This window comes from Streptomyces aquilus, from assembly GCF_003955715.1.
GTDB lineage: Bacteria > Actinomycetota > Actinomycetes > Streptomycetales > Streptomycetaceae > Streptomyces > Streptomyces aquilus.
The window spans coordinates 6,994,704-7,021,126 of sequence record NZ_CP034463.1; the positions used below are offsets into that span (position 1 = coordinate 6,994,704).

The 26,423-nt window shown below is 70.9% G+C and carries 19 protein-coding genes; 6 read left to right on the plus strand and 13 right to left on the minus strand.

The features are described from left to right. Positions 1–118 precede the first annotated feature (118 nt). A complete protein-coding gene (locus tag EJC51_RS32425; protein WP_126274314.1) occupies positions 119–1,210 on the minus strand; it encodes a PadR family transcriptional regulator in 1,092 nt (363 codons plus the stop codon). A 1-nt stretch (position 1,211) separates the two neighbouring features. Beyond that, positions 1,212–2,318 carry a DUF4097 family beta strand repeat-containing protein gene (locus EJC51_RS32430; protein WP_126274315.1) on the minus strand — a complete coding sequence of 369 codons (1,107 nt, stop codon included), beginning with the start codon at positions 2,316–2,318 and terminating at the stop codon, positions 1,212–1,214. A 191-nt stretch (positions 2,319–2,509) separates the two neighbouring features. Here EJC51_RS32430 and EJC51_RS32435 point away from each other — a divergent pair, with 191 nt between their 5' ends. Continuing rightward, positions 2,510–3,343: a hypothetical protein gene (locus tag EJC51_RS32435; RefSeq protein ID WP_126274316.1), complete on the plus strand. Its 834-nt coding sequence runs from the start codon at positions 2,510–2,512 to the stop codon at positions 3,341–3,343. A gap of 68 nt (positions 3,344–3,411) precedes the next feature. On the opposite strand, the gene EJC51_RS32440 is transcribed toward EJC51_RS32435, so the two are convergent. Then, entirely contained in the window at positions 3,412–3,594 is a 183-nt protein-coding gene (locus EJC51_RS32440; protein ID WP_097268932.1) for a DUF6104 family protein, read from the minus strand. Positions 3,595–3,633: 39 nt separating this feature from the next. Next, positions 3,634–7,197, minus strand: coding sequence for an NACHT domain-containing protein (locus EJC51_RS32445; protein ID WP_126274317.1), 3,564 nt, complete (start codon positions 7,195–7,197; stop codon positions 3,634–3,636). Positions 7,198–7,318: 121 nt separating this feature from the next. Between EJC51_RS32445 and EJC51_RS32450 the strand changes: the two genes are divergently transcribed. Beyond that, positions 7,319–7,573: a hypothetical protein gene (locus EJC51_RS32450; RefSeq protein ID WP_126274318.1), complete on the plus strand. Its 255-nt coding sequence runs from the start codon at positions 7,319–7,321 to the stop codon at positions 7,571–7,573. A 70-nt stretch (positions 7,574–7,643) separates the two neighbouring features. On the opposite strand, the gene EJC51_RS32455 is transcribed toward EJC51_RS32450, so the two are convergent. From EJC51_RS32455 to EJC51_RS32470, 4 genes are all read right to left on the minus strand, one after another. Further along, the gene (locus EJC51_RS32455; RefSeq protein WP_126274319.1) at positions 7,644–11,447 is read right to left on the minus strand and encodes a multifunctional oxoglutarate decarboxylase/oxoglutarate dehydrogenase thiamine pyrophosphate-binding subunit/dihydrolipoyllysine-residue succinyltransferase subunit; all 3,804 of its coding nucleotides are present in this window, start codon (positions 11,445–11,447) and stop codon (positions 7,644–7,646) included. A 292-nt stretch (positions 11,448–11,739) separates the two neighbouring features. Next, a complete protein-coding gene (locus EJC51_RS32460; protein WP_126274320.1) occupies positions 11,740–12,876 on the minus strand; it encodes a HAMP domain-containing sensor histidine kinase in 1,137 nt (378 codons plus the stop codon). Beyond that, on the minus strand, positions 12,873–13,613 hold the full coding sequence (locus EJC51_RS32465) for a response regulator transcription factor (RefSeq protein ID WP_126274321.1): 741 nt from the start codon (positions 13,611–13,613) through the stop codon (positions 12,873–12,875). The genes EJC51_RS32460 and EJC51_RS32465 overlap by 4 nt, the downstream gene beginning before the upstream one ends. Positions 13,614–13,745: 132 nt before the next feature. Next, positions 13,746–14,423: a spermine/spermidine synthase domain-containing protein gene (locus EJC51_RS32470; protein ID WP_126274322.1), complete on the minus strand. Its 678-nt coding sequence runs from the start codon at positions 14,421–14,423 to the stop codon at positions 13,746–13,748. 192 nt (positions 14,424–14,615) lie between these two features. Between EJC51_RS32470 and EJC51_RS32475 the strand changes: the two genes are divergently transcribed. Continuing rightward, the gene (locus EJC51_RS32475) at positions 14,616–15,344 is read left to right on the plus strand and encodes a rhomboid-like protein (RefSeq protein ID WP_244362949.1); all 729 of its coding nucleotides are present in this window, start codon (positions 14,616–14,618) and stop codon (positions 15,342–15,344) included. Here EJC51_RS32475 and EJC51_RS32480 read toward each other — a convergent pair. The 4 genes from EJC51_RS32480 to EJC51_RS32495 form a co-directional block, all read right to left on the minus strand. Beyond that, positions 15,307–16,641, minus strand: a complete 1,335-nt coding sequence (locus EJC51_RS32480) for a toll/interleukin-1 receptor domain-containing protein (protein WP_126274323.1) — start codon at positions 16,639–16,641, stop codon at positions 15,307–15,309. The two genes, EJC51_RS32475 and EJC51_RS32480, sit on opposite strands and share 38 nt — an antisense overlap. Further along, on the minus strand, positions 16,641–17,744 hold the full coding sequence (locus EJC51_RS32485; protein ID WP_126274324.1) for a hypothetical protein: 1,104 nt from the start codon (positions 17,742–17,744) through the stop codon (positions 16,641–16,643). The genes EJC51_RS32480 and EJC51_RS32485 overlap by 1 nt, the downstream gene beginning before the upstream one ends. A gap of 138 nt (positions 17,745–17,882) precedes the next feature. Continuing rightward, positions 17,883–18,644, minus strand: a complete 762-nt coding sequence (locus tag EJC51_RS32490) for a GNAT family N-acetyltransferase (protein WP_126277214.1) — start codon at positions 18,642–18,644, stop codon at positions 17,883–17,885. Between the two features lie 108 nt (positions 18,645–18,752). Then, a complete protein-coding gene (locus EJC51_RS32495; protein ID WP_126274325.1) occupies positions 18,753–19,400 on the minus strand; it encodes a GNAT family N-acetyltransferase in 648 nt (215 codons plus the stop codon). A 176-nt stretch (positions 19,401–19,576) separates the two neighbouring features. Between EJC51_RS32495 and lon the strand changes: the two genes are divergently transcribed. Continuing rightward, positions 19,577–21,991 (plus strand): endopeptidase La, encoded by a 2,415-nt coding sequence (gene lon / locus EJC51_RS32500; RefSeq protein WP_126274326.1) that lies wholly within the window; start codon positions 19,577–19,579, stop codon positions 21,989–21,991. Positions 21,992–22,135: 144 nt separating this feature from the next. On the opposite strand, the gene EJC51_RS32505 is transcribed toward lon, so the two are convergent. Continuing rightward, positions 22,136–22,945, minus strand: a complete 810-nt coding sequence (locus EJC51_RS32505) for a lysozyme (RefSeq protein WP_126274327.1) — start codon at positions 22,943–22,945, stop codon at positions 22,136–22,138. A 237-nt stretch (positions 22,946–23,182) separates the two neighbouring features. Between EJC51_RS32505 and EJC51_RS32510 the strand changes: the two genes are divergently transcribed. Together EJC51_RS32510 and EJC51_RS32515 are read left to right on the plus strand one after the other, a co-directional pair. Beyond that, positions 23,183–23,677 carry a MarR family winged helix-turn-helix transcriptional regulator gene (locus EJC51_RS32510; RefSeq protein ID WP_126274328.1) on the plus strand — a complete coding sequence of 165 codons (495 nt, stop codon included), beginning with the start codon at positions 23,183–23,185 and terminating at the stop codon, positions 23,675–23,677. A 64-nt stretch (positions 23,678–23,741) separates the two neighbouring features. Beyond that, on the plus strand, positions 23,742–26,423 hold the full coding sequence (locus EJC51_RS32515; RefSeq protein ID WP_126274329.1) for a hypothetical protein: 2,682 nt from the start codon (positions 23,742–23,744) through the stop codon (positions 26,421–26,423).

Here is a 26,423-nt window from a genome sequence, read left to right on the forward strand (position 1 = left end):
GCCCCCGCGCGGCGGCGACGGGAAGGGGCTCCCTTTGGCGCCGCCGCACTGCTGCCCAGGTCGCCCGCATCGCCCGGAGGTGATGCCGGCGGTGTCCAGGAGGTGATGCCGGCGGTGTTCAGTCCCTCCGTGTCCTCAGCAACGCCCCGATGTGAGCCGCCGCCGTCGACAAGTGGCGGCGGGCGTCGCGGAGTTGGTCCTGGGTGACGCCGTGGTCGCGGGCCGCGTCGCGGATGTCGTCGCGGAAGCGGTCGAGGAGGCGGTCCAGGTCGCGGGCCGGTTCGCCGGTGCCCGTGTCGTGGGCCCAGGCCGGTTCGTAGTCGGCGGGGAAGTCCTCCGGGGTCTGGGAGTACTCGGGTGCCGACGCCGGGGCGGACTTCGCGGACTGCCTGCCGTGCCGGTCGTCGCCGGTCCGGCCGAACCCGAAGTCCTTCCCGAACTCCTTGCCGAAGTCCTTCCCGAACTCACCGAACTCCTTGGCCAGTTCGGTCAGCCCCTCACGCACCCCCGTCGGCCAGTCGCCCCGCGCGAAGTGGTCCTGCACCTGCTCCTGGACCCGCCGGGCGATCCGCTGCACCTCCTCCTGCGCCTGCTCCCGCGCCCGCTCCTGCGCCTCCTTGGCCTGCCGCCGGGCCCGCTGGGCCTCCTCGCGGGCCCGCCTGCTCTCGTCCTTGGCGCGCCGGGCCTGCTCCTTCCACTCCTGCTTGACGCGGCGCATCTCCTCCTTGGCCGCGCGCCACGACTCCTTGTCCCCGTACTCCCCGAAGTCCCCGAGGGTGCCGTCCGGTTCGGAGCCGGCCCCACGGCCGGTGCCACCGCCGCGGCGGGCCTCGGAGGCGGCCGCGCGCATCTCGCGCCGCAGATCACCCGCCGCGCCCCGCACATCGGCCCGGATCTCGGCGGCGAGCTCGGCGACCGACTCCCGGATCTCCAGCTCCAGGTCGGCCAGTTCACCGCTGCGGTCGGCCAGCTCGGCGCGGCCCGCGTCCGTGATGGCGTACACCTTGCGGCCGCCCTCGGTGGTGTGCGTGACCAGGCCCTCGGCCTCCAGCTTGGCCAGCCGGGGGTAGACGGTGCCGGCCGAGGGCGCGTAGAGCCCCTGGAAGCGTTCCTCCAGCAGCCGTATCACCTCGTAGCCGTGCCGTGGGGCCTCGTCGAGCAGCTTCAGCAGGTAGAGGCGGAGGCGGCCGTGGGCGAAGACGGGGGGCATGTCAGAGCACCTTCTTGTCGGTCGTGCCGTCGGCCGGGGTGGCAGCGGTGGCGTCAGGGGTGGCCGTGTCCTCGGCGGCGTCACCCGGGCCGGAAACGGAATTGTCCCCCGAGTCGCTCTTCGGCCGGTCCACCGGGTCGGAGTCGTCCACCGGGTCGGCGTCCACCACGAGGTGCTCCACACGGCGTCCGGCGTGATCGTCCGTCCCGCCTCCGCCGCCTTCCGTCACGCGCTCCACCCGGTGCTCGGCGTGCCCGTCGGCGGTGCCGCCGTTCTCCCAGCCGCTGTCCTCCTCCTCGTCCTCCCGGGGTGGCCGGTGCAGCAGGGCGATCGAGCCGGAGACCGTGGTCGCGCGGAGCTTGCCGGTGCCGGCGCCGAGGCGGCCGGTGACCTTGTGGGCGCCCCACTGGCCGTGCACCCGGAGGCCGTCGAAGGCGTTGGAGATGGTGCCGCTGGCGGTGTTGGCCTCCACCTCGGCGTCGGCCGGCTGCGGCAGCCGGATCGCGATCTCGCCGGAGACGCTGGTCAGCCGGACGTCGGTGGGGCCGTTCGGATCGAGGTCCACGATCATCGAGCCGCTGACCGAGTCGGCCTTGACGGAGGAGCCCGAGCCCTCGACGACGGTGAGGTCCCCGGAGACCGAGTTGAAGCGGAGGTCGCCGGTGACGGCCTGGGCCTCCAGGTTCCCGGAGACGGTGTCGGCGCGGACCGGGCCGGAGAGCCCGACCAGGGTGGTGTCGCCGGTGACGCCCTTCACCGACGAGGCCCCGCGGATGCCCGAGACGACGGCCCCGGCCCCCACCACGCCGACCTCCACGCGCGTGTCGGCCGGTACGGCCAGCGAGACGACGGCGCTGCGCCGCCAGCCCTTGCGGTCGAGCCACTTCAGGAAGCCCTTCCAGGGCAGGTCGTCGTAGGCGACGGTGAGGGTGCCGCCCTCCTGGTTCACGACCAGGGGTGGGCCCTCAAGCTCGGAGACCTCCAGGCGGGCGGAACCTTCGTCGGTCCCCACGACGTTCACCGTTCCGTTGACGATGCGTACGTGCAGCTCGCGCACCGGCTCGTCGAACGACAGCTTCCCGGGCTCCGAGACGGACCACTCGGACATGGCACTGACCTCCCCGTGACAAAGACACGCGACCCACGACACGACGCGGCACGGCATCACACCGCACACGCCATATCGCGTCTTCCGTCATTCACGATATATCGCGGTCACGGAAAGTCAAGACACCCGTTCTGGCGACCCTGGACCCCCCAAAAGTGCTCAAGTCACTCATATCGCCCTAGCGTGTGAGCATGCCGACGGAACCCTCCGCTCCCGCCCCCGCCTCCGGCGCCCTGCTCCTGTGCCGCGCGGAGCCCGAGGCCGTCGCCCCCGCGGCCCAGCTGCTCCGCGAGCGCATGCTGCTCACCCGCGCGGGCCGGGACTGGAGCGCCCTCGTCCCCGAGGGCAGGCCCTGGCGTGACGCCGGCGAGCCCGTCGACCGCGTCCTCACCGGATGGGCCACCGCCCTCGCCGTCGGCGCTCCCTGGCCCGTTCTCGCCCTGTGGTGGGACGCCGAGCGCAGCGGCTACACCCTCGCCTCCGGCTTCCGCCGCCCCGTCGGCTACGTGTGGCTCGCGAACGGCACCCCGGCCGGCGAGGACGAGGCGATGCGCACCTTCGCCGCCCGGCTGGGCCTCGACCCCGTCCTGGACGTGCAGTCCCTGGACCAGCTGACGAAACCCGACTCCGCCGCCGACGCCCGCGCTCGCCTCACCGGCCTGCTCGCGGTCCTCACGCGCGCGGGCCTCACGCTCCCCACCGGCCTCACCCCCGGCGAACCCGCCGACCGCCTCCGCGAGGCCGCCCGCGCCCGGCCGGACGCCCGCCCCGTCGAGTGGGAGGGCTGGCAGGAGACGGTCCGCGCCGAACTCGAAGTCGTCGCGGGCCACCGCCTGGCCCCCTGGCTCCCCTGGTCCGGCGACCCCAGGGCACGCGCCCTGGCCCTCGCCCAGGTGGCCGCCGGCCTCCCCCTCACCGCCTTCGGCCTACGCCGCCGCAGCAGCGGCTGGATCACGGCGGGGGCGCTGCTGCTCGCGCACGGGGCGCTGGGCCTGGCGTACGACCTGACGCACCCCCGCGACTGAGACCCCGCGCCCAACGAAAAGCGGAGCACCCCCAAGGGGTACCCCGCTCCTCGCGACAGCCCTACGGCCTACTCGTCGTCCTCGTCGTCGTCCAACCGGGCCAGCCAGGTCGCCAGCCGCTCCACCGGCACCTCGAAGTCCGGATTGAGATCGACGAACGTACGCAGCTGCTCGGCGAGCCACTCGAAGCTGACCTCCTCCTCGCCGCGCCGCTTCTCGAGCTCTTCGATGCCTCGGTCGGTGAAGTACACGGGTGCTCTCCTGCATTCGTACGGACTGCTGACACCAGCCTACGTACCGAGCTCCTGCTCCTCGGCTTCGATCCAGGCGAGCAGGCGCCGGAACCGGGTCGCGCGGGCAGGGCGCAGTCCTCCCTTCTCGAGCAGCTCCCTTGTCCAGGTGGCCGCGTCCCGGGTGGCGTCGGCCGCTTGCATGTCGTAGAGCAGGGTGAAGTAGAGGCCGTCGAGCGCCTCCGCCTGCTCCAGCATGTGACGCCACAGATGCATCGCGGCATCGCGTCTTCCGAGTGCGGCGCACTCCGCGGCGAGCTCACGGGTGTGGTCCCAGGACAACCAGGTCTGCTGTGTCGCGGTGTGAACGGCCAAGGGAACCGCGTCGGTGCCCTCGACTTCGAGCAGGGTTCTGAGACCCGCCATGACCGCCGGTCGGTCCGCAGAGGGGAGGGCAACGAGAGCGCGGCCCAGCTCGCTGAGCACGGGCAACAGCCGGTCGCGCTCCTGCTTGCAGTCCGGAAGCGCCGAAGTCACCGCCCACAGCCAGTGGCTGTTCACGCCCAGGGCGGGCGTGGACCGCCAGATCTCCAGCAGATCCTCACCGGCGGCGACGCCCCGGGTTTTGACGATGATGCGGACGGCACGCTCGTAGTTCTCCCTGTAGTAGGCGTTCGGTGTCCGCAGAGCGAGTTCGGCGATCTCGTCCGCCTCGTCGCGAGCACCGGCGTCGAAGAGCGCCTGGGCGACCGAGGAGCGATCGTGCGACAAGACGCGCCGCCCCCTGTCGGTGGCCCGCATCACGGCTTCCGCGGCCGACGGGCCTTCGGCGGCCAGCCATGCCTCGGCAGGATCGTCCGCGTAACCGAGGTACCAGCCCGGCTGGCCGAGCGCCTTCCGCGCCCACGCCACCGCGTCCTCGGCCGCATCAAGTTTGGCCAGGGCCGCACTGAGCTGGGAAGCGACCCAAGGGTAGTGGCCGGAGTCTGCGGAGCAGTGGGCGAACGTGTCCTTGATCTCGGCGAGTGCTTCCTGCCCTTGTGCCTTGATCAGGGTTTCGGCCGCCCAGTCCAGCGGTTTCGGCCACACGGGGTAGGACGCGAGGAGCTTTCGGGCGAGCTGTACGGCGGCTGCGATCTCGCCGAACTTCACCAGCACCTCGCCGGCGGCCACGTAGCTGAACATGTCGAAGGCCGGCCGTTCGAGGATCAGCGCCACGATGGATGCAGCTACTTGGTCTGTGGTGCCGTGCGGAGCCGTCGTGAGCCAGGACTCCGTGAGCTGCCGGACCGTGTCAGACCGCAGGGTGTGATCGGCCAGAGCCGTGCGTGCGAGCCTGTCCACGTCCTCGGCCAGGTCGAGCCGGGCAAGGGCCTCCGCCGCGGCCCCTGCCACGGAAGGCGACTCAGCCGGGTGACCGAGGACCTCCCGTGCCCGGTCGCCCACCGCCTCCATCGCCCAGGGTCCGAGGGTGACGGCGACTTCGGCCGCCTTGTCCAGCCAGTTGTGGATCCCACCCAGAACGTCCCTCAGCAGCTCTTCGCTGACGGCAGCCGGTCTGAAACGGCTGAGCGCCCTGATGGCGAGCAGCCGGTCGGCGCCCGCCAGATGCACCTGCTCTGCAATGTCCTTCAGCCGCTCGGCGACACCAGGAATGTGACCGAGGCTGCCCAGCGCGTCGAATGCCGCCTCGCGCGCGGTCGCGTTCCATGTGCAGCGTGCGATGTACGTGAGGCGTTCGATCAGCCGATGGCAGTGCTGCTCGCCGAACTGGACACCCTCGGCGAGCAGCAGGCCGGCCACCAGGGGGCGGTGGTGGCCTCCCGCTGCCCCGGAGTGCAGGCGGTCCGCGAGCAGATCCGGATCACACTCCTCGCGCTTGGCCCACAGACACAGAACGAAGACCGCGAGTGTTTGGTCGTCGTCCTGGGCGGCACGCCAGAACCAAGATTCGAAGTCAGGGAAGTCCGTTGGCATGTCGGCGGCGTACGCCTCGGCAGCGAAGTACTCGGCGAAGGAGTGATGCAGAAAGCGGAATCCGTTCTCCTCGCTCACGAGCAGGCCCGTGCCTCTGAGGAAGTCCGGCAGATCGTCCCGCCAGCCGGGAAGTCCGTCGAGGGACATGGGCGCGTTCTTCCGCACCCAGTTCGCGGCAGCGACCAGGAGCGGTCCGTCCGTCTCCAGCCGGTGACGGCCCAGGACGCGGAGAACGGCACGCTTGTGACGGCCCAACCACAGATGCAGCGCCAGCCGGTCCGGGTCGTCGTGCAGCCGGCGGCGCAGTGCGCTCGGCCCCGTGCGGTCGTCGGACGTACCTTGGATCAACAGGCGGTCGAGGAAGCTCTCGTACAGGCTGACTCGATTGGTGGGCAGCGGACGGTGTGGGCTCACTGTGGCGCTCACCGCAGCGATCGTGGCGAGCAGGGGATTGCGCACGAGTTCACGCAACCGGCTGTCGTCCGTATCCTTGCGAAACCGGTCCGCCGCCGCCTGAGCCGGGTGAGGATCCTCGAACTGCGCGTGGAACCATTTGTCGGCGAATTCCCGCAGTTCCTCCGCTCCGAACAGGTCCAAGGCGTATTCGCCGAGCGTTGCTGTGCGCAACGGGGCCAGTTCGGCCTCCGGGAGGGGCCTGCTGGTGATGACGAACCGGTAGTCCCCGCTGGTACGCGCGTACTGCGCGATCGACTTGACGACGGCCTTGCGGGCGTCGTAGTCGGTGATCTCGTCCAGACCGTCCAGCAGGATGAGCCATCTCGCGCCGTTCACTCTGCCTTGAAAGAGCCACGGAGCGGGGTCCGCGATCAGGCTTGCCCCCATGCTGCGGCGCACGGCGCGGTCCAACGTCTTGCTCCACGAGGCGGCCTCCCCGACCAGCGTGTGCGCGGCGACCCGCACCGGCACCACCGGCTCCGAGACCGGTGCCGAAGCACTGGTTTCCTGGCGCAGCCATATGCGGGCCAGAGTCCAGGCCAGATGGCTGGTCAGAGTCGACTTACCAGCGCCGGGTTCGCCGGTGATCAACAGGTGTTCGTGCCGGGCGAGTGCGTCCTGGACCGGCAGACGGGCTTCGACCCGGAGGGAATCGGCTCCGGCGTTCGGCTCGTCGCGCGGCTCGCCGGCATGGTGTTCGGCAGTCCCTGGGGAGATGGTGCGTGGCGTGCGGACCCGTTGGCGCACGTACACCATCGACAGCGGCGGCTCCTCGACGCCGAGCATGTCGTACGGCAGTCGCTCCACCGCTCGCGCCTGAGCCTCCAACAGCGTCTTCAACGACAGGCTGGGTAAGGGAAGTTCGCTCCAAGAGGTCAGTTTTGGCGCGTGCGCGGTGCGAGCGGCGTCGGCGGCCCGGTCCATGGCCTCCTTGGCGCGAGTCCAGATAGGTTCCACCTCGGCCGGGTCCCGCCCCAGCGCCACGGCGTACGCCTTGACCTGCCGGATGGCGTACAGCCGGGTGGCGTTGCTGATGCCGTACACGACGTTCCTGGTCGCCAAATCGGCGCGTACGACGGCGTTGAGGCTCTGATAGCCGGCACCCTCGACGGCCTGGGTGAACCAGTCCGCCAACTCCTCCAGTTCCGGGTGGCGTTGTTGATCCCCCTTAGGTGGACGCCCTCCTGGCATGTTGCTCCTCGCTGACGCCCGTGTTTCCCGGTGTTTCCCAGCGTAGAGGGAAACTCCTGCCCTCTCCCAGAGTTGGAGATGTCCGCCAAAGCCGCCCCGCTCAACGGGAGTTGTCGACCTCATGACGCCGCTTGCCACCCTCGATCCAGTGCTCACCGTTGGGCTGGCCCTGGTGAGCGCTCTGACCGCTCTGGCCCGCGCTTGGATCGCCCATCGGACCGTCGTCCGCAAGGAGGTGGAGCACACTGAGCGGACGCGGATCGCGGTCACCGACACCGACAGCACCGACCGGGCCGCGGTGGTACGGGCCAGTGCCGAACTTGAGGCGGCGGCAAGGCCGTTGCCCGCGGGGCGCCGCAAGACACGCAGCCCATGACAGTCGTATACACACGGAAGGGCCCGGCCCCCAGGGAACCGGACCCTTCCGTCATGCCGGATTCAGAGGCTCACGCCTCGAACACCTCACGCACCAGCTGCTCCTGCTCGGCCTGGTGCCGCTTCGCGGAACCGACGGCCGGGGACGAGGAGTGCGGGCGGGAGATGCGGCGCAGGCGCTCCCCGTGGGGGACGTCGGCGCCGACCGCCAGGTCGAGGTGGTCGATCAGGTTGAGCGCGATGAACGGCCAGGCACCCTGGTTCGCCGGCTCCTCCTGGGCCCACAGGTACTTCTCGGCGTTCGGGTACTTGGCGATCTCGGCCTGGAGCTCGGCACCCGGCAGCGGGTACAGGCGCTCGATCCGGATGATCGCCGTGTCCGTGATGCCGCGCTTCTGACGCTCGGCCTCCAGGTCGTAGTACAGCTTGCCCGCGACGAACACGACCTTGCGGACCGCGGCCGCGTCCACCGACGTGTCGCCGATGACCGGGCGGAACTGACCCGACGTGAACTCCTCCGTCTTCGACGCGGCGGCCTTCAGGCGCAGCATCGACTTCGGGGTGAAGACCACCAGCGGCTTGTGGTGCGGGTTGTGCACCTGCCACCGCAGGAGGTGGAAGTAGTTCGACGGCAGGGTCGGCATCGCGACCGTCATGTTGTTCTGGGCGCAGAGCTGGAGGAACCGCTCGACACGGGCCGAGGAGTGGTCCGGGCCCTGGCCCTCGTAGCCGTGGGGGAGGAGGAGGGTGACGCCGGAGGTCTGGCCCCACTTCTGCTCCGCCGCCGAGATGTACTCGTCGACCACCGTCTGCGCGCCGTTGACGAAGTCGCCGAACTGCGCCTCCCACATCACGAGCGCGTCGGGGCGGGCCAGCGAGTAGCCGTACTCGAAGCCCATGACCGCGTACTCGGAGAGCAGGGAGTTGTAGACGTTGTAGCGGGCCTGGTCCTCGGCGAGGTACTGGAGCGGGGTGTACTCCTCGCCCGTCTCGCGGTTGATGAGGACCGCGTGGCGCTGGCCGAAGGTGCCGCGCTGGGAGTCCTGGCCCGACAGGCGGACCGGGGTGCCCTCCAGGAGCAGCGAGCCGACGGCGAGGGTCTCGCCCATGCCCCAGTCGATCGTCCCGTCCTCGACCATCGCCGCCCGGCGCTGGAGCTGCGGCAGCAGACGCGGGTGGACGTGGAAGGTGTCGGGGATGTTGACCTGGGACTCGGCGATCCGCTTCACGACCTCCGTGGAGATCGCGGTGTTCACGGCGACCGGGAACTCCGCCTGCGGGTCCGACACCGGGCCGGTGGCCGGCTGGGAGACGGCCTCGCGGACCTCGGTGAAGACCTTCTCCAGCTGGCCCTGGTAGTCCTGGAGCGCCTGCTCGGCCTCTTCCAGGGTGATGTCGCCGCGACCGATGAGGGACTCGGTGTAGAGCTTGCGCACCGAGCGCTTCTTGTCGATCAGGTCGTACATCAGCGGCTGGGTGAAGGCCGGGTTGTCCGACTCGTTGTGACCGCGGCGGCGGTAGCAGATGAGGTCGATCACGACGTCCTTGTTGAACGCCTGGCGGAACTCGAAGGCCAGACGGGCAACGCGGACGACCGCCTCGGGGTCGTCGCCGTTCACGTGGAAGATCGGCGCCTCGATCATGCGGGCCACGTCCGTGGCGTACATCGAGGAGCGCGACGACTCGGGAGCCGCCGTGAAGCCGACCTGGTTGTTGATGACGATGTGGACGGTGCCGCCGGTGCGGTAGCCCCGCAGCTGCGACATGTTCAGCGTCTCGGCCACCACGCCCTGGCCCGCGAAGGCCGCGTCACCGTGCAGGGCGACCGGCAGGACGGTGAAGTCCGTGCCGCCCTTGTTGATGATGTCCTGCTTGGCGCGGGCGATGCCCTCGATGACCGGGTCGACCGTCTCCAGGTGGGACGGGTTGGCGGCCAGCGAGACCGTGATCTGCTCGCCGTCCAGGCCGGTGAAGGTGCCCTGGGCGCCCAGGTGGTACTTCACGTCGCCGGAGCCGTGCATCGACTTCGGGTCGAGGTTGCCCTCGAACTCGCGGAAGATCTGGGCGTACGACTTGCCGACGATGTTGGCGAGCACGTTCAGGCGGCCGCGGTGGGCCATGCCGATGACGACCTCGTCCAGGCGCGACTCGGCCGCGCTGTCGATGACCGCGTCAAGCAGCGGGATGACGGACTCGCCGCCCTCCAGGGAGAACCGCTTCTGACCGACGTACTTCGTCTGCAGGAAGGTCTCGAAGGCCTCCGCCGCGTTCAGCCGGCGCAGGATGCGCAGCTGCTCCTCGCGCTCCGGCTTGGAGTGCGGGCGCTCGACGCGGTCCTGGATCCACTTGCGCTGCTTGGGGTCCTGGATGTGCATGAACTCGATGCCGGTGGTGCGGCAGTAAGAGTCGCGCAGCACGCCGAGGATGTCGCGCAGCTTCATCATCGACTTGCCGGCGAAGCCGCCGACGGCGAACTCGCGCTCCAGGTCCCACAGGGTGAGGCCGTGCTCGGTGATGTCCAGGTCGGGGTGCTTGCGCTGGCGGTACTCCAGCGGGTCGGTGTCGGCCATGACGTGGCCGCGGACCCGGTAGGAGTGGATCAGCTCGAAGACGCGGGCGGCCTTGGTGACGTCGTCGTCGTGCGACGCGTCGATGTCCCGGAGCCAGCGGACCGGCTCGTAGGGGATACGCAGGGCCTCGAAGATGTCGTCGTAGAAGCCGTTCTCGCCGAGCAGCAGGTTCGCGACGATCCGCAGGAACTCGCCGGAGGCGGCGCCCTGGATGACCCGGTGGTCGTAGGTCGACGTGAGCGTCATGACCTTCGAGATGCCGAGCTTGTTCAGGGTGTCCTGGGAGGTGCCCTGGAACTCCGCGGGGTAGTCCATGGAGCCGACGCCCATGATGACCGACTGGCCGGGCATCAGGCGCGGGACCGAGTGGACGGTGCCGAGGCCGCCCGGGTTGGTCAGGGAGACCGTGACACCCGAGAAGTCGTCCATCGTCAGCTTGCCGTCACGGGCGCGGCGGACGATGTCCTCGTAGGCCTGCCAGAACTCGAAGAAGTTCAGCGTCTCGGCCTTCTTGATGCCCGCGACGACCAGCTGGCGGTCGCCGTTGGGCTTCACCAGGTCGATGGCGAGGCCGAAGTTGACGTGCTCCGGCTTGACCAGGGTCGGCTTGCCGTCCTTCTCCGTGAAGGAGTAGTTCATCGACGGCATGGCCTTGATGGCCTGCACCATCGCGTACCCGATGAGGTGGGTGAAGGAGATCTTCCCGCCCCGGGCGCGCTTCAGGTGGTTGTTGATCACGATGCGGTTGTCGAAGAGCAGCTTCACCGGGACCGCGCGCACGGACGTGGCCGTGGGCACCTCGATCGAGGCGTTCATGTTCTTCGCGACCGCGGCGGCGGGGCCGCGCAGCGTGACCAGCTCGGGACCCTCCGCGGACGCGGCGGCGGGCTCGGCCTTCGGCTTGGCCGCGGCGGGCTTCGCCGGAGCCGGGGCAGCGGCCGGAGCCGGAGCCGGAGCCGGGGCGGCGGCCTTGGCGGGCGCCGGAGCGGCGGCAGCGGGCTGCGCGGCCGCGGGAGCCGGCGCGGGCACCGAGGGCGCCGCAGGAGCCGCGGGAGCGGCAGGAGCCGCCTGAGCCGGGGCGGCGGGGGCCGGAGCAGCAGCCGCAGCCGGGGCGGCGGCCGCGCCCGGCTTGTAGTCGGCGAAGAAGTCCCACCAGGCTCGGTCTACCGAATTCGGGTCCTGGAGGTACTGCTGATAGATCTCGTCGACGAGCCACTCGTTCGGTCCGAACGCGGCCGCGGGGTTCTTGCCCGCTTGGTCTGCGTCGGTCGAGATGCTCGAGTTACTGGGGGACTGTGGCGACACGGCGGCAACCGCCCTCTTCCGCTTCACAAGGTGATGGACAGCGGGAATAAAGGCTACGCCTCCAAGACCCAGAAGGTCAGGCCGGGCCGGTTCATCGTCGTGTAAGTCACATCGAAAACCGTGTTTCGCCGCTGGAAATGGCGGGAAACAAGCGTGGTTCCGGTTCTCACGGCGTCACTTGGGAAGGGGTGAGCACGGCCCCTGGACGCCTGAGGCGCGGGCCTGTGGCCGATCACACGTGTCCGTCAGCGCGGACACCCGTGGATCTTGAAGCTCCACTGGGAACTTTACGTCAACTTGGCAGAGAACGAAGTCCCGGGAGAGTGACAAGAATCCTGCACCCCCGCTCGGATTCGGCCACTCCGATCCGGCCGCCGTGCAGATCCACCGCCCAGCGGGCGATCGCCAGCCCGAGCCCGGTGCCGCCGTCGCTGCCCGGACCGTGCGGCCGGGTGATGTTGCCGCGGTTGAACCGCTCGAAGACGCGGTGCCACTCCGAGCGCGGAATGCCGGGGCCCTCGTCGAGGACCTCCAGTTCGAGGGACTCGGGCAGGGAGCCCCGCCGCGCCTTCACCGTGACCCGGCCGTGCGGCGGGCTGTGCTTGACCGCGTTGTCGATGAGGTTCGCCACCACCTGGTGGATCCGCTCCGGGTCCGCGTGCGCGGTCAGCTCCGGCGGGGTCACGTCCAGGTGCAGATGCACGTCGGTGCGCGTGTGGCTGCCGGACCCGGAACTGAAGCCGGCGCGCGCCGAGGCGACCATGTTGGCCTCCTTCAGCACGCCCGACAGATACGGCCACACCTCGAAACGGCGCTTCTTCAGCGGTACGACGCCGTTGTCGAGGCGCGAGAGGTCCAGCAGCGTCTCGACAAGGCGGCCGAGCCGCTCCGTCTGCTTCAGCGCCGTACGCATCGTCTCGGGATCCGCGGGCGAGACCCCGTCCACGATGTTCTCCAGCACCGCCCTGAGGCCCGCGATGGGCGTACGGAGCTCGTGGCTGACGTTCGCCACGAGTTCCTTGCGCTGCTGTTCCTGGGCCTCCAGGTCGTCGGCCATGCGGTTGATGGTCTCGGCGAGGTCGCCCAGCTCGTCCCGGCGGTTCTCGCGGACCCGGCGGGTGTAGTCGCCGTGCGAGATGGAGCGGGCGACCGCGTTCATCTCGTCCAGCGGGGCCGTGAGCGAGTGCGCCACGAACTGGGTGATCAGCAGCGTGGCGATCATCGAGAAGACCGTGATGAAACGGATCTCCGTCTTCGTCTGCACCGCGATCATCGACAGGCCCGTGGTGATCAGGACCGAGGCGACGACCAGCGCCCCCAGCTTGGTCTTGATCGAGAACGGGCGCACGCTGCCCCAGGACTCACCGGGAGCACCCTTGGCATCCCCGGGCCCCCCGGGGCCTCTCCGTCCGGCCGGCCCCTCGCTCATGGCGTCGGCGTCTCCAGGGCGTAACCCACGCCGTGCACCGTGCGGATCCGCTCGGCGCCGATCTTCCGCCGCAGCGCCTTGATGTGGCTGTCGACCGTGCGGGTGCCGGAGGCGTCCGCCCAGTCCCACACCTCGGCCAGCAGCTGCTCCCGGGAGAGCACCGCGCGCGGGGTGTTCGCCAGGCACACCAGCAGGTCGAACTCGGTCGGCGTGAGGTGGACGTCCTCGCTCCGGACCCGTACCCGCCGCTGCGCGTGGTCGATCTCCAGCTCGCCGAGCCGCAGGATGCCGCTTCTCGGCGTCGCGGCGGCCAGCGCCGCCCGCTCCACGCGCCGCAGCAGGACGTGCACCCGGGCCGCCAACTCCCGCATGGAGAACGGCTTGGTCATGTAGTCGTCGGCGCCGACGCCGAGCCCGACCAGCATGTCGGTCTCGTCGTCCCGCGCGGTCAGCATCAGCACCGGCACCGGACGGGCGGCCTGCACCCGGCGGCAGACCTCCAGGCCGTCGAAGCCGGGCAGCATGATGTCGAGGATCAGCAGATCGGGCTGCCAGGCCTCGGCCGTGTCGACCGCCGACGGACCGTCGCCCGCGGTCTGCACGAGGAATCCCTCGGCGCGCAGCCGGGTCGCGATGGCCTCCACGATCGTCGGGTCGTCCTCGACCACCAGCACCCGGCGCTGCGCGCCCGGGGTGGCCGTAGCCGTGCCGTTGTGGGAGGTGTGTGTCTGCTCCATCGCCCGCCCCAAAAGTTGCTTTCCGGAATCAGTGGGGTGATTCCGCTCTCTGGCTTGCCTGCGCATGCTTGCGATTGACGCTTGAATGATCTGCGTCAGGGCAGCAGCGTACGGGGAGTCACCGCGCCACGGCTATCCAGGTCGGACGCCGAGATGCACGACGTCCGGAACGCCCCGGGCAACCGGGATCTCTTCGGTACGCACCTGTTGGAACCCGGCATTCCATAGGGAACTTTCAAATTCCGGAGAGGGCTGCGCCGACCACACCGCCAGCACCCCGCCCGGCCTCAACGCCCTTGCGCAGCTGGCCAGTCCGGCCGGCGAGTACAGCCCGTCGTTGCCCTCGGTGACGGTCCAGCCGGGTCCGTTGTCGATGTCCAGGCACAGCGCGTCGTACGTGTCCGATGTCTCATTGACGTAAGTGACAAGGTCCGTTTCCAGAATCTTTGCGCGTGCATCCGCCAGCGCCCGCGCGGAGAGTGCGGACAGCGGGCCGTCCCGGTGCCAGTCGATGATGGCCGCCTCCCGCTCCACGACCGTGATCCGGCCCCAGCGCGGATTCTCGGCGGCGTGCGCGAGCGAGAAGCCGACGCCGAGCCCGCCGATCAGCACGCTCGGCGCGGGCCGGTCGTCCAGCGCGGCGAGCGCGGCGTCGACCAGCAGCCGCTCCGAGCGGCCGTCCGAGGTGTCCATCAGGAAACAGCCGTTGGCGATGATCTGGAGCAACCGACCGTGCCGGCGCAGCACGACCTCGCCGTGCGGGCCCTCGCGACGGTCCAGGACTTCAGGGGTGTCGTACGAGATGGGCATCGGGTCATTTTCGCAGTTCGGCGGCTTCTGTACAGGCAATTTCGGGGTGGTGGTACGACAGCGGGGGCCTGCCCGCCGTGCGCCGGGCGGTTGTTGAGAACTGTCTGTGAATCGCGGTCCGCGTGGCGCCGGTCACAGACAGCGGGTGGGTCGGGCGCGAATCGTGGGGTGAAACGGAAGGAGTGCCTCGCGGTGGAACGGACTGAGACGGCAGGTCTTCCGGATGCCGCCGAGCTGCTCGACGGCATCCCCGCCCAGCGGACACCGGCTCCGGCCACCCGCGCGGCTCCGGCCCGCCGCCGCCCCTGGCGCCTCCTCCCCACCCCTACCGGGACCCCCTTCACCTTCGGGTACGCCGCCGTCCTCGCCGTGACCTCACTGGTCACCGAGTACGCCGACCCCGACCTCGTGCACCGCCTGCTCCAGGCCTCCAGCACCGATGTCGCGCACCTCGTGCGGACGCCGGCACTCGTGCTGCCGGCCAGTGCGCTGTGGATCGCGGGCGGGCTGCTGTCGCCGTACGCCCTCGGCTTCCTCCTCGTCCTGACCGCGCTGGAGCGGCGGATCGGCGGGGCGCGGACGGCGGTCGTCTTTCTGCTCGGGCACGTCCTGGCGACGCTGGCGACCGAGCTGCCGGTGGGGCTCGCGGTGCTGGCCGGGCATCTGCCGGACAGCTCGCTGCACCGCCTGGACTACGGCATCAGCTTCGGTGTCGCCGCGAGCTTCGGGGCGTTGGCGGGGCTGCTGCGGCCGTGGCTGCGGTGGCCGTTGCTGGTGGGGTTCGGGTGGATGCTGGTGCAGGACCTGGTGGCGCTCACCGATCCGCTGAGCGCCTGGGGGCACCTGTTCTCGCTGGTGATCGGGGTGGCTTGCTGGCCGATGGTCAGGCGGTGGGCGGGAGTTGGTCGAGGAGCTCGGTGACGATGCCCTGCGGGGTGTGCCGGGCGAGGTTGCGGTACTGGGTGCGCTGGAGGAAGTCGGGCAGGTCCAGCTTCTCCAGGCAGACCGGCACGAGGCGCACGTCCCCCTCGATGGAGTGCCGGTACAACTCCCGGGCCTCCAGCATGCAGTACTTGCTCTCCATGTACTCCTTCGACAGCAGCAGCACCCCGACCGCGGACTTGGCCAGGTTCCCCATCAGGTCGTCGAGCCAGTCCTCGCCGACCCCGATGGCGCCGTGCCGGCGGAAGTCGAAGACGTTCTGGAAGCGCTCGTTCAGCAACTGCGAGAACGTGGCGGCGTGGTCGTGGTTGGCGGAGGCGTAGCTGAGGAAGACGCGTTCGTTGCGCTTGGCGGCGGAGCGGAAGTAGTCCAGGGCCTGCGCGGTGCTGCCGATGTAGCGGGGCTGTTCGTCGATGACCCGCAGATGGGGTTCGACGGCCGCGACGAGGCCGTCGGGATCGTCCCAGCGCACGATCGCCTTGCGATGGCCGGTCGCGCTCCCGCCGTAGAGCGTCTCCTCCGGCGTCCCCGGGGCCCTGGGCGAGACGATCGGCAGCGTCGGCACGAACTGGCCGTGGGTGAAGGCGGCCACGAGATGGCCGGGCACGGTGTCCAGGTCGACGATCACCCAGTCGCAGGCCCGTAACCGGGTGAACAGGTCGAGGTCGAGACGGGGTGGCCAGGGGAGGACGACGGGCTCCCAGGAGTGTTCCTCCAGGGCCTCGGTCAGGGCGGGGGTGGCGGACCTGTTCCCGGGCGACACGACCAGACCCACCCGGCGCTGGTGGTGGGACCGCCGCCGCTGCGCCGACGCCGACAGGTGCGCCTCGGCGAGGAAACCCCGGTAGACCGACTCGACCTTCCCGGGCAGCGCGGAGTGCGTCGCCGCCTCGGTCTCCTGGGCGTCGTACGGCACGAGACGTACGCTCTCCGGAGCCCGTAACACCGGCAGCAGCCGCTGGTCGTGGAAGACCACGGTCGGCTTGCGGGCCCGTACCGCCATGCCCAACTCCAGCCGGAAGTAGCGTGCCATGTGCCGCAGCCGGGGCAGCAGATGAACTGCGCGGGGGTCGCCCGGCAGCGGATGGATGCCGACGAACCCGTCCGCGTCCCGGATCATGCGCTCCAGGCGGACGGGACTGGTGAAGGAGACCGCCTCGTCGACGCGGAACGAGACGTCCTCGGCGGAGCTGAGCAGCTCCCAGAAGTACAGGTTCTCGGCGGGGGAGTGGTAGCGGTGGCTGAGGAAGACGTTGAGCCGGGCCGGCGACTCCATCAGGCGCCTCCAGGCCCCTGCGGCGGCGTCGCCCCGCCCGGCACCCCCGTCGGCAGCCCCGGGAGCACCGGCGGCGCGGGCGGTTCCGCCTGCTTCAGGCGGTTGTACACCGCGTCGAACGTGAAGCCCGAGACATAGCCGACGGCCAGCACGAAGAACAGCAGGCGGCGGACCCCCTCGCCGGCCAGGATGTCGGGGGACGCGGCCAGTTGGGCGGAGACGAAGAGCAGGAAGGCGATCCCGCCGGCCGACATGCCGAGGACCGCCGTCCGCGCCCAGTGGGTCTCGCGGTCGAAGACGGTCCGGGTGATCGCCCCCGAGGTGCCGGTGGCCAGCGCGCCCACGATCAGCGCGCTGAGGTTGACCGCGGTGCTCGACTCGACGGCGTACGTGAGCGGGATGGTCGCGAAGCCGAGCAGAAGCAGCAGCATCCCGGTGACCGCGCCGAGCCCCGCCCGCAGGGTGGCGCCCAGCCGGGACCTGGCCTCCTCGCGCTGCTTCTCCGCGCGCCGCTCCCGCTGCGTGCCCAGCAGCCGCACCAGCCGCTGGGCGCTGCCCGGACCCCACTGCGCGCCCATGGCGGACACCTCGTCCGCCGTGGCGTGATGGGTGGACCGGTTCATGGTCTCCCAGACCTTGCGGGCGGAACCGCCGAAGGCCGCCAGCGGATACAGCGGTATCCCGAACGCGAGGCAGATCATCCCCGTGACCAGCGTCGAGCGGCCGCCGCCGACGAGGATGACCCCGTCGACGTCGCGCAGCGACCGGTAGAAGCTGACCTCCCAGTCGTTGCCCGGCTCGTACCGCAGGTCGAAGACCTCGGGCCGCTCGTCACGCAGCGGGAAGTCGATGTCGCCGTCCTCGTAGGGCGGCCGGACCTGGACGGAGCCGTCCGGCAGGTCCTCCCGGGTCAGGAAGCCGGTGACGACCCGGCTCTCGACGAACTGCGCCTCGCTGGAGTACACGATGATCCGGCACCCCTCGGCCGCGAGCTCCGCGCCGATCTCCTCGCAGGCCTTCAGCGCGTCGTCCGCGTCCGTCAGCGGCGGGTCCAGCCGCCGCCCCGGATCGGCGCTCCCCATCACAGCGATCAACGGCCCCATGAGCCATCCCCCCTTCACGCCGGCTCAGAATACGGCGTGCAGGAAGTTCTCTTCCGTCAGTTCCCGTCCGGCAAACGGGCCTTGGCCTGGACTGCCGCCAACGCCGGTAGGAGAGCCCGTTGTTCGTCCGCCGACGGATCAGGGCCGGCCGCGGTCGCCCGGCGTCCACACGTACGGCGTGGTCGTCGTCACCGCCGTGAAGCCCAGGCGGCGCAGGATGGGGGCGCTGTCGTCGGAGGCGTCGACGTGCAGGTAGGTGACGCCCCGGGCGGCGGCGAGGGCGGCGCGGGTGGCGACGAGCGCGCGGTAGACGCCCCGGCCCCGCCACGCGGCGAGCGTGGAGCCGCCCCACAGGCTCGCGAACTGGGTGCCCGCCCGGAAGGCCAGCCAGGCGGCGGAGACGACCTCGCCGTCCGCCTCGGCGACGTAGATCGCGATCTCGTCGGGGGCGGCGGCGACCCGGCCGATGAGGTCGTCCGCGAGCCAGCCCCAGTCCTGGCCCCACACGGCCGACTCCATGGCCGCGATCCGCCGCAGGTCCGCGTCGGCGGTGACGCGCCGCAGGCTCACGCCGGCGGGCAGCACCGGCTCCTGGGTGGCCATGTCGGCGGCCCGGCCGATCAGCACCGTCTCCCGGTCCTCCGCTACGAACCCCGCCGCGCGGAGTCGCGTGGTGAGGTCGGCGGGGGTGTCGTGGCTGCGGGTCTTCCACTCCACCGCCTCACCCCGCCCGGCGAAGAAGTCCCGCTGCCGGATGATCAACCGGTCCAGTTCCGCGCCCTCCAGGCCGAGTTCGCGCGGTCCGCTCACGAACCCGCGGAACTGTCCGACGATCCGCAGCAGCGGCCCGTCCTTCTCGTACGTCACCCCGACCGGCGGGGTGGGCGGCGCGCCGCGCATCTGGTCGTCGTAGGCGGCGAGGAAGGTCTGTGTATCGGTCACGGGGTGAACGTACGGGGTGTCGGGGAGGGGGCAACTTCTTTTCCGCGCCCTCCGCTTGCCCCGGCCTCAGCCCCCGGTGTACTTCGCGCTCGTCAGCAGCGCCGACACCGTCCACCCCAGCGACTCGTACAACGCCCGTCCCTCGGGCGTCCCCGCCAGCACGCACCGTTCCGCCCCCTGCTCCAGCGCCGCCCGCTGGAGCGTGCGCATGACGAGGGTGCCCAGGCCGCGGCGCCGGTGGGCGGGGGACGTGGCGATCTGGTCGGCGACCGCGGTGGCGCCGGTCGGGGCGAGCTGGCCCCGGGCCGCCCAGGAGCCGTCGGGGCCGGCGATCATCGTGCGGACGACCCCGCCGCGGGACCAGGTGCGCTGCCGGTAGCCGTCCGGGACCCGGAGGTCCGCCGCGTCGCGCGTCAGCGGGAGGGTCATCAGGTACCCGGGCTCCGGGTCGATCCACCAGTCCGCGCCCAGCCAGTCGCCCACCACGGCCGGGTCCCGGAACACCTTGAGCCACACCCCGGCCCCGGTCACCGCCTCGGCGACCTTGCGTACGGCCGCCTCGTCCACGCCGTCGCCGACCGCGCCGAAGACATGCCGGGTGACGTGCCCCTCCATGCCCATGTCGATCGTGCAGCCCCAGGGCTCCACCACCGGCGGGGCCGCCCCGCGCGAGACGACCCACCCGTCCACCCAGGCCCGCACGGTCTCGTCCACGACATCTCCTTGTAATGGGTGGAATGCTTCAGCGGTTATTACCGTTGGTGACGATACGTGGACTGTCGTCCACCCCGACAGAGGTGATCGCTCACAGCGAACGCGCCCGGGGGAACAATCAAAGGCTCACGTGCATTGAGTCGGCATAGCTCAACTTGACTGCCGAAGGGGAGATCATGGCTTCGACGTCCACACCGCTCACTCTGCCTGTGCTGCCGCTCGACGACGAGGTCGTGCTGCCCGGAATGGTGGTGCCGCTGGACCTGAACGACGCCGACGTGCGTGCCGCGGTGGAGGCCGCGCAGGCCGCCGCCCGTTCGGAACCCGGCAAGCCGAAGGTCCTGCTGGTGCCAAGGATCGACGGAACCTACGCGAGCACCGGCGTGCTCGGCACCGTGGAGCAGGTCGGCCGGCTGGCCGACGGCGACCCGGGCGCGCTCATCCGCGGCCGGGGCAGGGTGCAGATCGGTGCGGGAACCACCGGCCCGGGCGCCGCCCTGTGGGTCGAGGGGACCACGATCGACCAGTCCGTCCCGGAACCGCTGCCCGGCCATGTCGCCGAACTGGTCAAGGAGTACAAGGCGCTCGCCACCGCCTGGCTGCGCAAGCGCGGCGCCTGGCAGGTCGTCGACCGTGTCCAGGCCATCGACGACGTGTCGGCCCTGGCCGACAACTCCGGTTACTCACCGTTCCTGACCACCGAACAGAAGGTCGAGCTGCTGGAGACCGCCGACCCGGTCGCCCGCCTCAAGCTCGCCACCCAGCAGCTGCGCGACCACCTCGCCGAGCAGGACGTCGCCGAGACCATCGCCAAGGACGTCCAGGAAGGCGTCGACAAGCAGCAGCGCGAGTTCCTGCTCCGCCGCCAGCTGGAAGCCGTACGCAAGGAACTGCGCGAGCTCAACGGCGAGAAGGACGGCGAGGAGTCCGACGACTACCGCGCCCGCGTGGAGGCCGCCGACCTGCCGGAGAAGGTGCGGGAAGCGGCGCTGAAGGAGGTCGACAAGCTGGAGCGGTCCTCCGACCAGTCCCCCGAGGGGTCGTGGATCCGCACCTGGCTGGACACCGTCCTCGAACTCCCGTGGAACGAGCGGACGGAGGACGCGTACGACATCCAGGGCGCCAAGGCGATCCTGGACGCCGAGCACGCGGGCCTGGAGGACGTGAAGGAGCGGATCACCGAGTACCTCGCGGTGCGCAAGCGCCGCAGCGAGCGCGGCCTGGGTGTCGTGGGCGGCCGCCGTGGCGGTGCCGTCTTGGCGCTCGTCGGGCCGCCCGGTGTCGGCAAGACCTCGCTCGGCGAGTCCGTCGCGCACGCCATGGGCCGCAAGTTCGTCCGCGTCGCCCTCGGCGGCGTCCGCGACGAGGCGGAGATCCGCGGCCACCGGCGTACGTACGTCGGCGCGCTGCCCGGCCGGATCGTGCGGGCCGTCAAGGAGGCCGGGTCGATGAACCCGGTGGTCCTGCTGGACGAGATCGACAAGGTGGGCTCCGACTACCGCGGCGACCCGGCGGCCGCCCTCCTGGAGGTCCTGGACCCGGCGCAGAACCACACCTTCCGCGACCACTACCTGGAGGTCGAACTCGACCTGTCCGACGTGGTGTTCCTCGCCACGGCGAACGTCCTGGAGGCGATCCCCGAGGCCCTGCTCGACCGTATGGAACTGGTCCGCCTCGACGGCTACACCGAGGACGAGAAGGTCGTCATCGCCCGTGACCACCTGCTCCCGCGCCAGCTGGAGCGGGCGGGCCTCGACAAGGACGAGGTCACGCTGGAGGAGAGCGCGCTGCGCAAGCTCGCCGGCGAGTACACGCGCGAGGCGGGCGTCCGCACCCTGGAGCGGTCCATCGCGCGGCTCCTGAGGAAGGTCGCCGCCGAGCACGAACTGGGCGAGCGGAAGCTGCCGTTCACCGTGACGGACGCGGACCTGCGGGACCTGATCGGCCGTCCGCACCACGTCCCCGAGTCCGCCCAGGACCCGGCGGAGCGCCGCACCGCGGTGCCGGGTGTGGCGACGGGCCTGGCGGTGACCGGAGCCGGCGGTGACGTGCTGTACGTGGAGGCGTCGCTGGCCGACCCGGAGACGGGCGCGGCGGGCCTGACTCTCACCGGTCAGCTGGGCGACGTGATGAAGGAGAGCGCGCAGATCGCCCTGTCCTTCCTGCGCTCGCGCGGCGCCGAACTGGAACTGCCGGTCGGCGACCTCAAGGACCGGGGCGTGCACATCCACTTCCCGGCGGGCGCGGTCCCGAAGGACGGCCCGAGCGCGGGCATCACGATGACGACGGCACTGGCGTCGCTGCTCAGCGGCCGACTGGTCCGCACGGACGTGGCGATGACCGGCGAGGTCTCCCTGACCGGGCGGGTCCTGCCCATCGGCGGCGTGAAGCAGAAGCTGCTGGCCGCGCACCGGGCGGGCGTCACGACCGTCATCATCCCCAAGCGCAACGAGGCCGACCTGGACGACGTCCCCGCCGAGGTGCTGGACAAGCTGGAGGTCCACCCGGTGACCGACGTCCGCCAGGTCCTGGAACTGGCGCTGTCCCCGGCGACGAACGGGGCGACGCCGGAGGTACCGGTGGCGGCGTGACGCCCGGCCGCGGCGCGAGTTCCGGCCGCGGCATGACGTCCGGTCACCGCAAGCCGTCCGGTCGCGGCGTGACGGACGCGACCGGATGAGGTGAAGGCCCGGGTCCCGTGAGGGAGGCCCGGGCCTTCGCCGTACGCCGATGTGTCAGCCGTTGGCGAGGGCGACGACCCGGTCGAGAGCCCCGTTGAACTTGTCGTGGTCGCCCACGGTCGGCCCGGAAGACGTGTACTGCCACATGGTGTAGTAGTCCCACCCCGCCGGCAGCGTCCCCACGGTCGACGCGTAGCGCGCGATCCACAGTGGGTTGGCGGTGGCGAAGCCGCCGTAGTTGCCCGTGCACTGGGTCCACCAGCTGGTGGCGGTGTAGATGACGGCGTCGCGGCCGGTGCGGGCCTTGTAGCGGTTCAGGAAGTCGCGGATCCAGGTGACCATTCCGCTCTGCGTCTTGCCGTAGCAGGAGTCGCCGTACGGGTTCCACTCGATGTCGAGGGCGCCGGGCAGCGTCCTGCCGTCCCTGGACCAGCCGCCGCCGTGGTCGACGAAGTAGTCGGCCTGCGTGGCGCCGCCGGTCGTGTCCGGGGTGGCGAAGTGGTACGCGCCGCGGATCATGCCGACGTTGTAGGAGCCGTTGTACTGCTGGGCGAAGTAGGGGTTCGTGTAGTACGTGCCTTCGGTCGCCTTCACGTACGCCCATTTCACCCCGCTGCTCCACAGCGTGGACCAGGCGACGTTGCCCTGGTGGCCGGAGACGTCCACGCCTTCGGTCTGGGCGGCGCGGGTGTCGCGGGGGGTGCCGTTCTGGCCGTCGTGGGCGAGGACGCCGATGCCCATGTACGCGGAGCCGCGGGCGGGGGTGTCGGCGGCGGGGGAGGGGGCGGCGGCGAGCAGGGTGCCGACGAGGGCGACGAGGGCGGCGAGGAGGGGACGTACCGGTCTGAGTCTGTGCAGGGGCATGCAAGCCTCCGAAAGGCTCGGTGGGGGAACGTACCGGAACGTGGGGGGTGTCCTGGCGTTCCTGGCGTGGTCATGCCAGTAAGTGCCTGATAAAGAAGCTACGCACGTAGACGAGCACGAGGGAAGAGGGGCCGGAGGCTGCCGTTGGTCTAAGCCTGCGAAATACTGGCCGAGCTGCGGCGATGACGGCATTTGGCGGAAACTTTCACGACCGGGAAAACCGAGGCAGGGACTGACGTGCACGAAGACACGAACGGCGGCGGACGCGGAGCCGGCTCCGCCGTGCCCGGGAGTGGTGTGAACCAGCCCGAGTTCCTGGCGCTGGAACGCGAGTTGACCGTGCTGCTGCGGCGCGCCCGGGCCAACCAGGGCGAGATGGCCCGCGAGGTCCACCCGGATCTGGAGTCCTCCGCGTACGGCCTCCTGGTCCGCCTCGACGAGTACGGCCGCCAGCGGGCCACGGAACTCGCCGCGTACATCGGCGTCGGCAAGGCGACGATGTCCCGGCAGCTGCGCGCCCTGGAGAACCTCGGCCTCGTCACCCGCGCGCCCGATCCCGCGGACGGACGGGCCTGGCTGGTGGAGTTGACGGAGGAAGGACGCTCACGGGTGGGCCGGGTACGGGACGCGCGCCGGGCCCGGTATGCGGGGCGGCTGGCGGACTGGGATCCGCGGGAGGTTTCTGAACTGGCGCGGCTGCTGCACCAGTTGAACCTGGGCATGGAGCGCTGAATCCCTGTCTGACGCACTGGCCGGCCCGCTAATCTGACCGCCCTGGGGACGGGGGTGGCCTGCGATGACGGTTGGGGCGGGGTGGCGCGGGCGGTGGGTCGGGGGAGCGTTGCTGCTCCTGGTGCTGCTCGCGGCCGGAGCCGCCCATGTGGGCTGGGTGCGGGGCGCCGACGGGCTGTTGGCGCAGGCTCGGGACCTTTCCCAGGGGCCGGAGGAGAAGGCCTACCGGGTGACGGACCAGCGGTACCGCGCCGAGGGCCACCCGCCCCGTACCGGCACCACCGAGCTGCGTGTCTTCCCGGACAAGGGTCGGTGGACGGCGGAGGCGAAGCACGAGCTGGTCCTCGGGGCGACGGACCCCATGGTCAAGGACCTGCGGACCGGCGACCAGACGCTCAGCGCCTGGATGCCGCACATGATCTGGCTCGGCGGAACGGCCGACTCCTGCGCTGTGCTCGCCCTCGTCGAGGACACCGAGGCGGGCCCGCTCACCCAGGCGACCCCGACGTCGACGGCATACGTCTCCTACACGCAGAAGGCGACCTGGGCCGGGCCGGAGTCCGTGTCGGAGTGCCCTGAGGGGCATGCCACGTTCACCATCGGCGACACGGAAGACCGGCTGGGCAAGGGCGGCATCTACGACTCCTGGACCATCACCATCGACGCACCTACGCGTCCGGTCCTCAGCGTCAAGGGCGGCACCGTGCTGAGCCAGGGCGAGCACCGCGCCGAACTGCGTCTCCGCAAGCGGGGCGAGACGCTGACCGTGGTGCTCGGCCCACCGGGGGCCGGGCAGACCTCCGGCAGCCATGAACAGGGCGCCGCCGCGCACCTCGGCGCGCTGCTCCAGCACGAACCCCCGATGCGGGAGGCGTTCTGGCTGACCGCGGCGATCGCGGCGGTGGCGCTGTGCTGGGCGATGCCGTTCGTCCGGGAGTGGTCGCCGCCCGCCGCCCGCCGACGCTGGACCACCCTTGCCACAGTGGCGTGTGTGCTGACCGCCGCCTCGCTGCTGTACACCCTCGCCGGTTCGGACGATCCGCCGTGGCCGGGATGGCTCTACCCGGGGCGGGGTGCCCTGCTAGCGGTCTGGTGGTCGGTGCTGCTGCCCTATCTGCTGATCGCCTACCTGCTCCGGCTCACGTCGGGACGCGCCCCGCTGCTGCCGGAGCTGTGGCCCGTATTCCTGCCGGCTGCTGTACTGACAGGGACAGCCGTGGTCTTCGCGGTGGTGGAGGGCACACTGGCGCCCGTCGTGCCCCTGGCCGCCGCCGCGGTGGTGACGCCGGTGGTGGCGTACGGCCTGCGCGGCGGGCTGTGTGGGCCGGTAGGACGCCGATGGGCGACCACCGCGGCCGGCGGCGCCGTGCTGACCGTCCTGGCCGCGGGACCCGGCACCGCGCTGCCGGAGCGGGAGGAGCCGTTCCCGGTGTGGGAACTCAGCAACAACTGGACGATGTGGAGCCTGAACTGGGGCTGGTACGCCCTGGTCTGGTACATCGCGATCGCCGTGGAACGGCGTGCGTGGATGGAGCGGCTGGGGTGGGCCCTGCTGTTCGCGTACACAGCGGGCCTGTCCGTCCTGCAGGCCTGGACTCCGTGGTGGGACCCGGGCTACGACGACGGCCCGTGGTGGGTCATCGGACGGCACCCGGCCAATGCCGCGTCCTTCCCGGTCTCACAGCTCGGCCTGGTCCCGGCCATAGCCCTGCTGGCCTTGCGTGCCCACGCCCGCCGTCACGACGGCTGGCCACCCTACATCCGCACTGCCGCCGTCGGCACGGGGATCGCGGCCGTCGGCTCCGGACTGGCGGCCTACGAGCCCACGATGTTCGGCAGCACGGCTCAGCGCGGCGGCTACTACCTCGCCCTCCTGATAGCCGCTCTGGGCTTCACCTGGCTGCTGCCACCCGACGACGAGAAGCGGGCCGTACGGCTGCACGACACCACCGCTGCCGCACACAACCGGCGGATGCACGCCCTGCTGAAGGACCAGACCCTCGCGGCGGGCCGACGCGAGTTCCTCACCGCCTCCCGCACCGCCCTGGCGGCGGGTGAGCTGACCGCCCGCCAATGGAGCGCGCGCTGGCGAGGACTGGGCGCGCTCGGCCCTCGCGGCACGGCACCCCAGCATTCCGTCGACCTCCGGCTGGCTGCCCTCGGCACCTCCGGCGGCCGCTCCGCTCTTCGTAACGGCACCGCCGCCGGCGTCCTGCTCGCGGCGCTGAGCGTGCCGTGGCTGGCGTACACGGTTCCGCCCTCGCTCAGCGCCGACTTCCCGTACGACGTCCAGGTCTGGGCCTATGGCCTGCGCTGGGCGGTGTACGGCTTCGTCTACGGCTATGCCTACTCCTGGCTGCGCGGTGGCAGCCCCATCGGCAAGTCCCTGTGCCTGCTGACCGTCGTGCTGCCCGCGGAACTCGCCCAGCTCCTCTATCGGGGGCTGGAGCCGAGACGCTTCGCGGAACAGCTGCTGCTCACCACGGGCAACTGCCTCGCCCTCTTCCTGATCCTCGGGCTGTACTGGGAGGCCCGACTGGTCCGGGTCGCCGGGCTGCGCTGGGGGCAGATCCGCAACTTCCGGTCCCTGTCGGCCGCCGCCGTCCCCGCGACGACGGTCCTCGTGGCCTCGGCCACCGCGCTGGCCACCGCGATCGTGGGGGTGTGGATCGTGCCGGACGACGCGGCCCCGGCGGACTCCGGCGCGTCGGTGTCGGTCAGCTCGGAGCCGTCACCGGCACCCTGA

What these genes read in the sequence shown, in the direction of transcription:
- EJC51_RS32425 (WP_126274314.1), bottom strand. Translation starts at nt 1,210, where the DNA reads ATGCCCCCCGTCTTCGCCCACGGCCGCCTCCGCCTCTACCTGCTGAAG.
- EJC51_RS32430 (WP_126274315.1), bottom strand. Translation starts at nt 2,318, where the DNA reads ATGTCCGAGTGGTCCGTCTCGGAGCCCGGGAAGCTGTCGTTCGACGAG.
- EJC51_RS32435 (WP_126274316.1), top strand. Translation starts at nt 2,510, where the DNA reads ATGCCGACGGAACCCTCCGCTCCCGCCCCCGCCTCCGGCGCCCTGCTC.
- EJC51_RS32445 (WP_126274317.1), bottom strand. Translation starts at nt 7,197, where the DNA reads ATGCCAGGAGGGCGTCCACCTAAGGGGGATCAACAACGCCACCCGGAA.
- EJC51_RS32450 (WP_126274318.1), top strand. Translation starts at nt 7,319, where the DNA reads ATGACGCCGCTTGCCACCCTCGATCCAGTGCTCACCGTTGGGCTGGCC.
- EJC51_RS32460 (WP_126274320.1), bottom strand. Translation starts at nt 12,876, where the DNA reads ATGAGCGAGGGGCCGGCCGGACGGAGAGGCCCCGGGGGGCCCGGGGAT.
- EJC51_RS32465 (WP_126274321.1), bottom strand. Translation starts at nt 13,613, where the DNA reads ATGGAGCAGACACACACCTCCCACAACGGCACGGCTACGGCCACCCCG.
- EJC51_RS32470 (WP_126274322.1), bottom strand. Translation starts at nt 14,423, where the DNA reads ATGCCCATCTCGTACGACACCCCTGAAGTCCTGGACCGTCGCGAGGGC.
- EJC51_RS32480 (WP_126274323.1), bottom strand. Translation starts at nt 16,641, where the DNA reads ATGGAGTCGCCGGCCCGGCTCAACGTCTTCCTCAGCCACCGCTACCAC.
- EJC51_RS32485 (WP_126274324.1), bottom strand. Translation starts at nt 17,744, where the DNA reads ATGGGGCCGTTGATCGCTGTGATGGGGAGCGCCGATCCGGGGCGGCGG.
- EJC51_RS32490 (WP_126277214.1), bottom strand. Translation starts at nt 18,644, where the DNA reads ATGCGCGGCGCGCCGCCCACCCCGCCGGTCGGGGTGACGTACGAGAAG.
- lon (WP_126274326.1), top strand. Translation starts at nt 19,577, where the DNA reads ATGGCTTCGACGTCCACACCGCTCACTCTGCCTGTGCTGCCGCTCGAC.
- EJC51_RS32505 (WP_126274327.1), bottom strand. Translation starts at nt 22,945, where the DNA reads ATGCCCCTGCACAGACTCAGACCGGTACGTCCCCTCCTCGCCGCCCTC.
- EJC51_RS32515 (WP_126274329.1), top strand. Translation starts at nt 23,742, where the DNA reads ATGACGGTTGGGGCGGGGTGGCGCGGGCGGTGGGTCGGGGGAGCGTTG.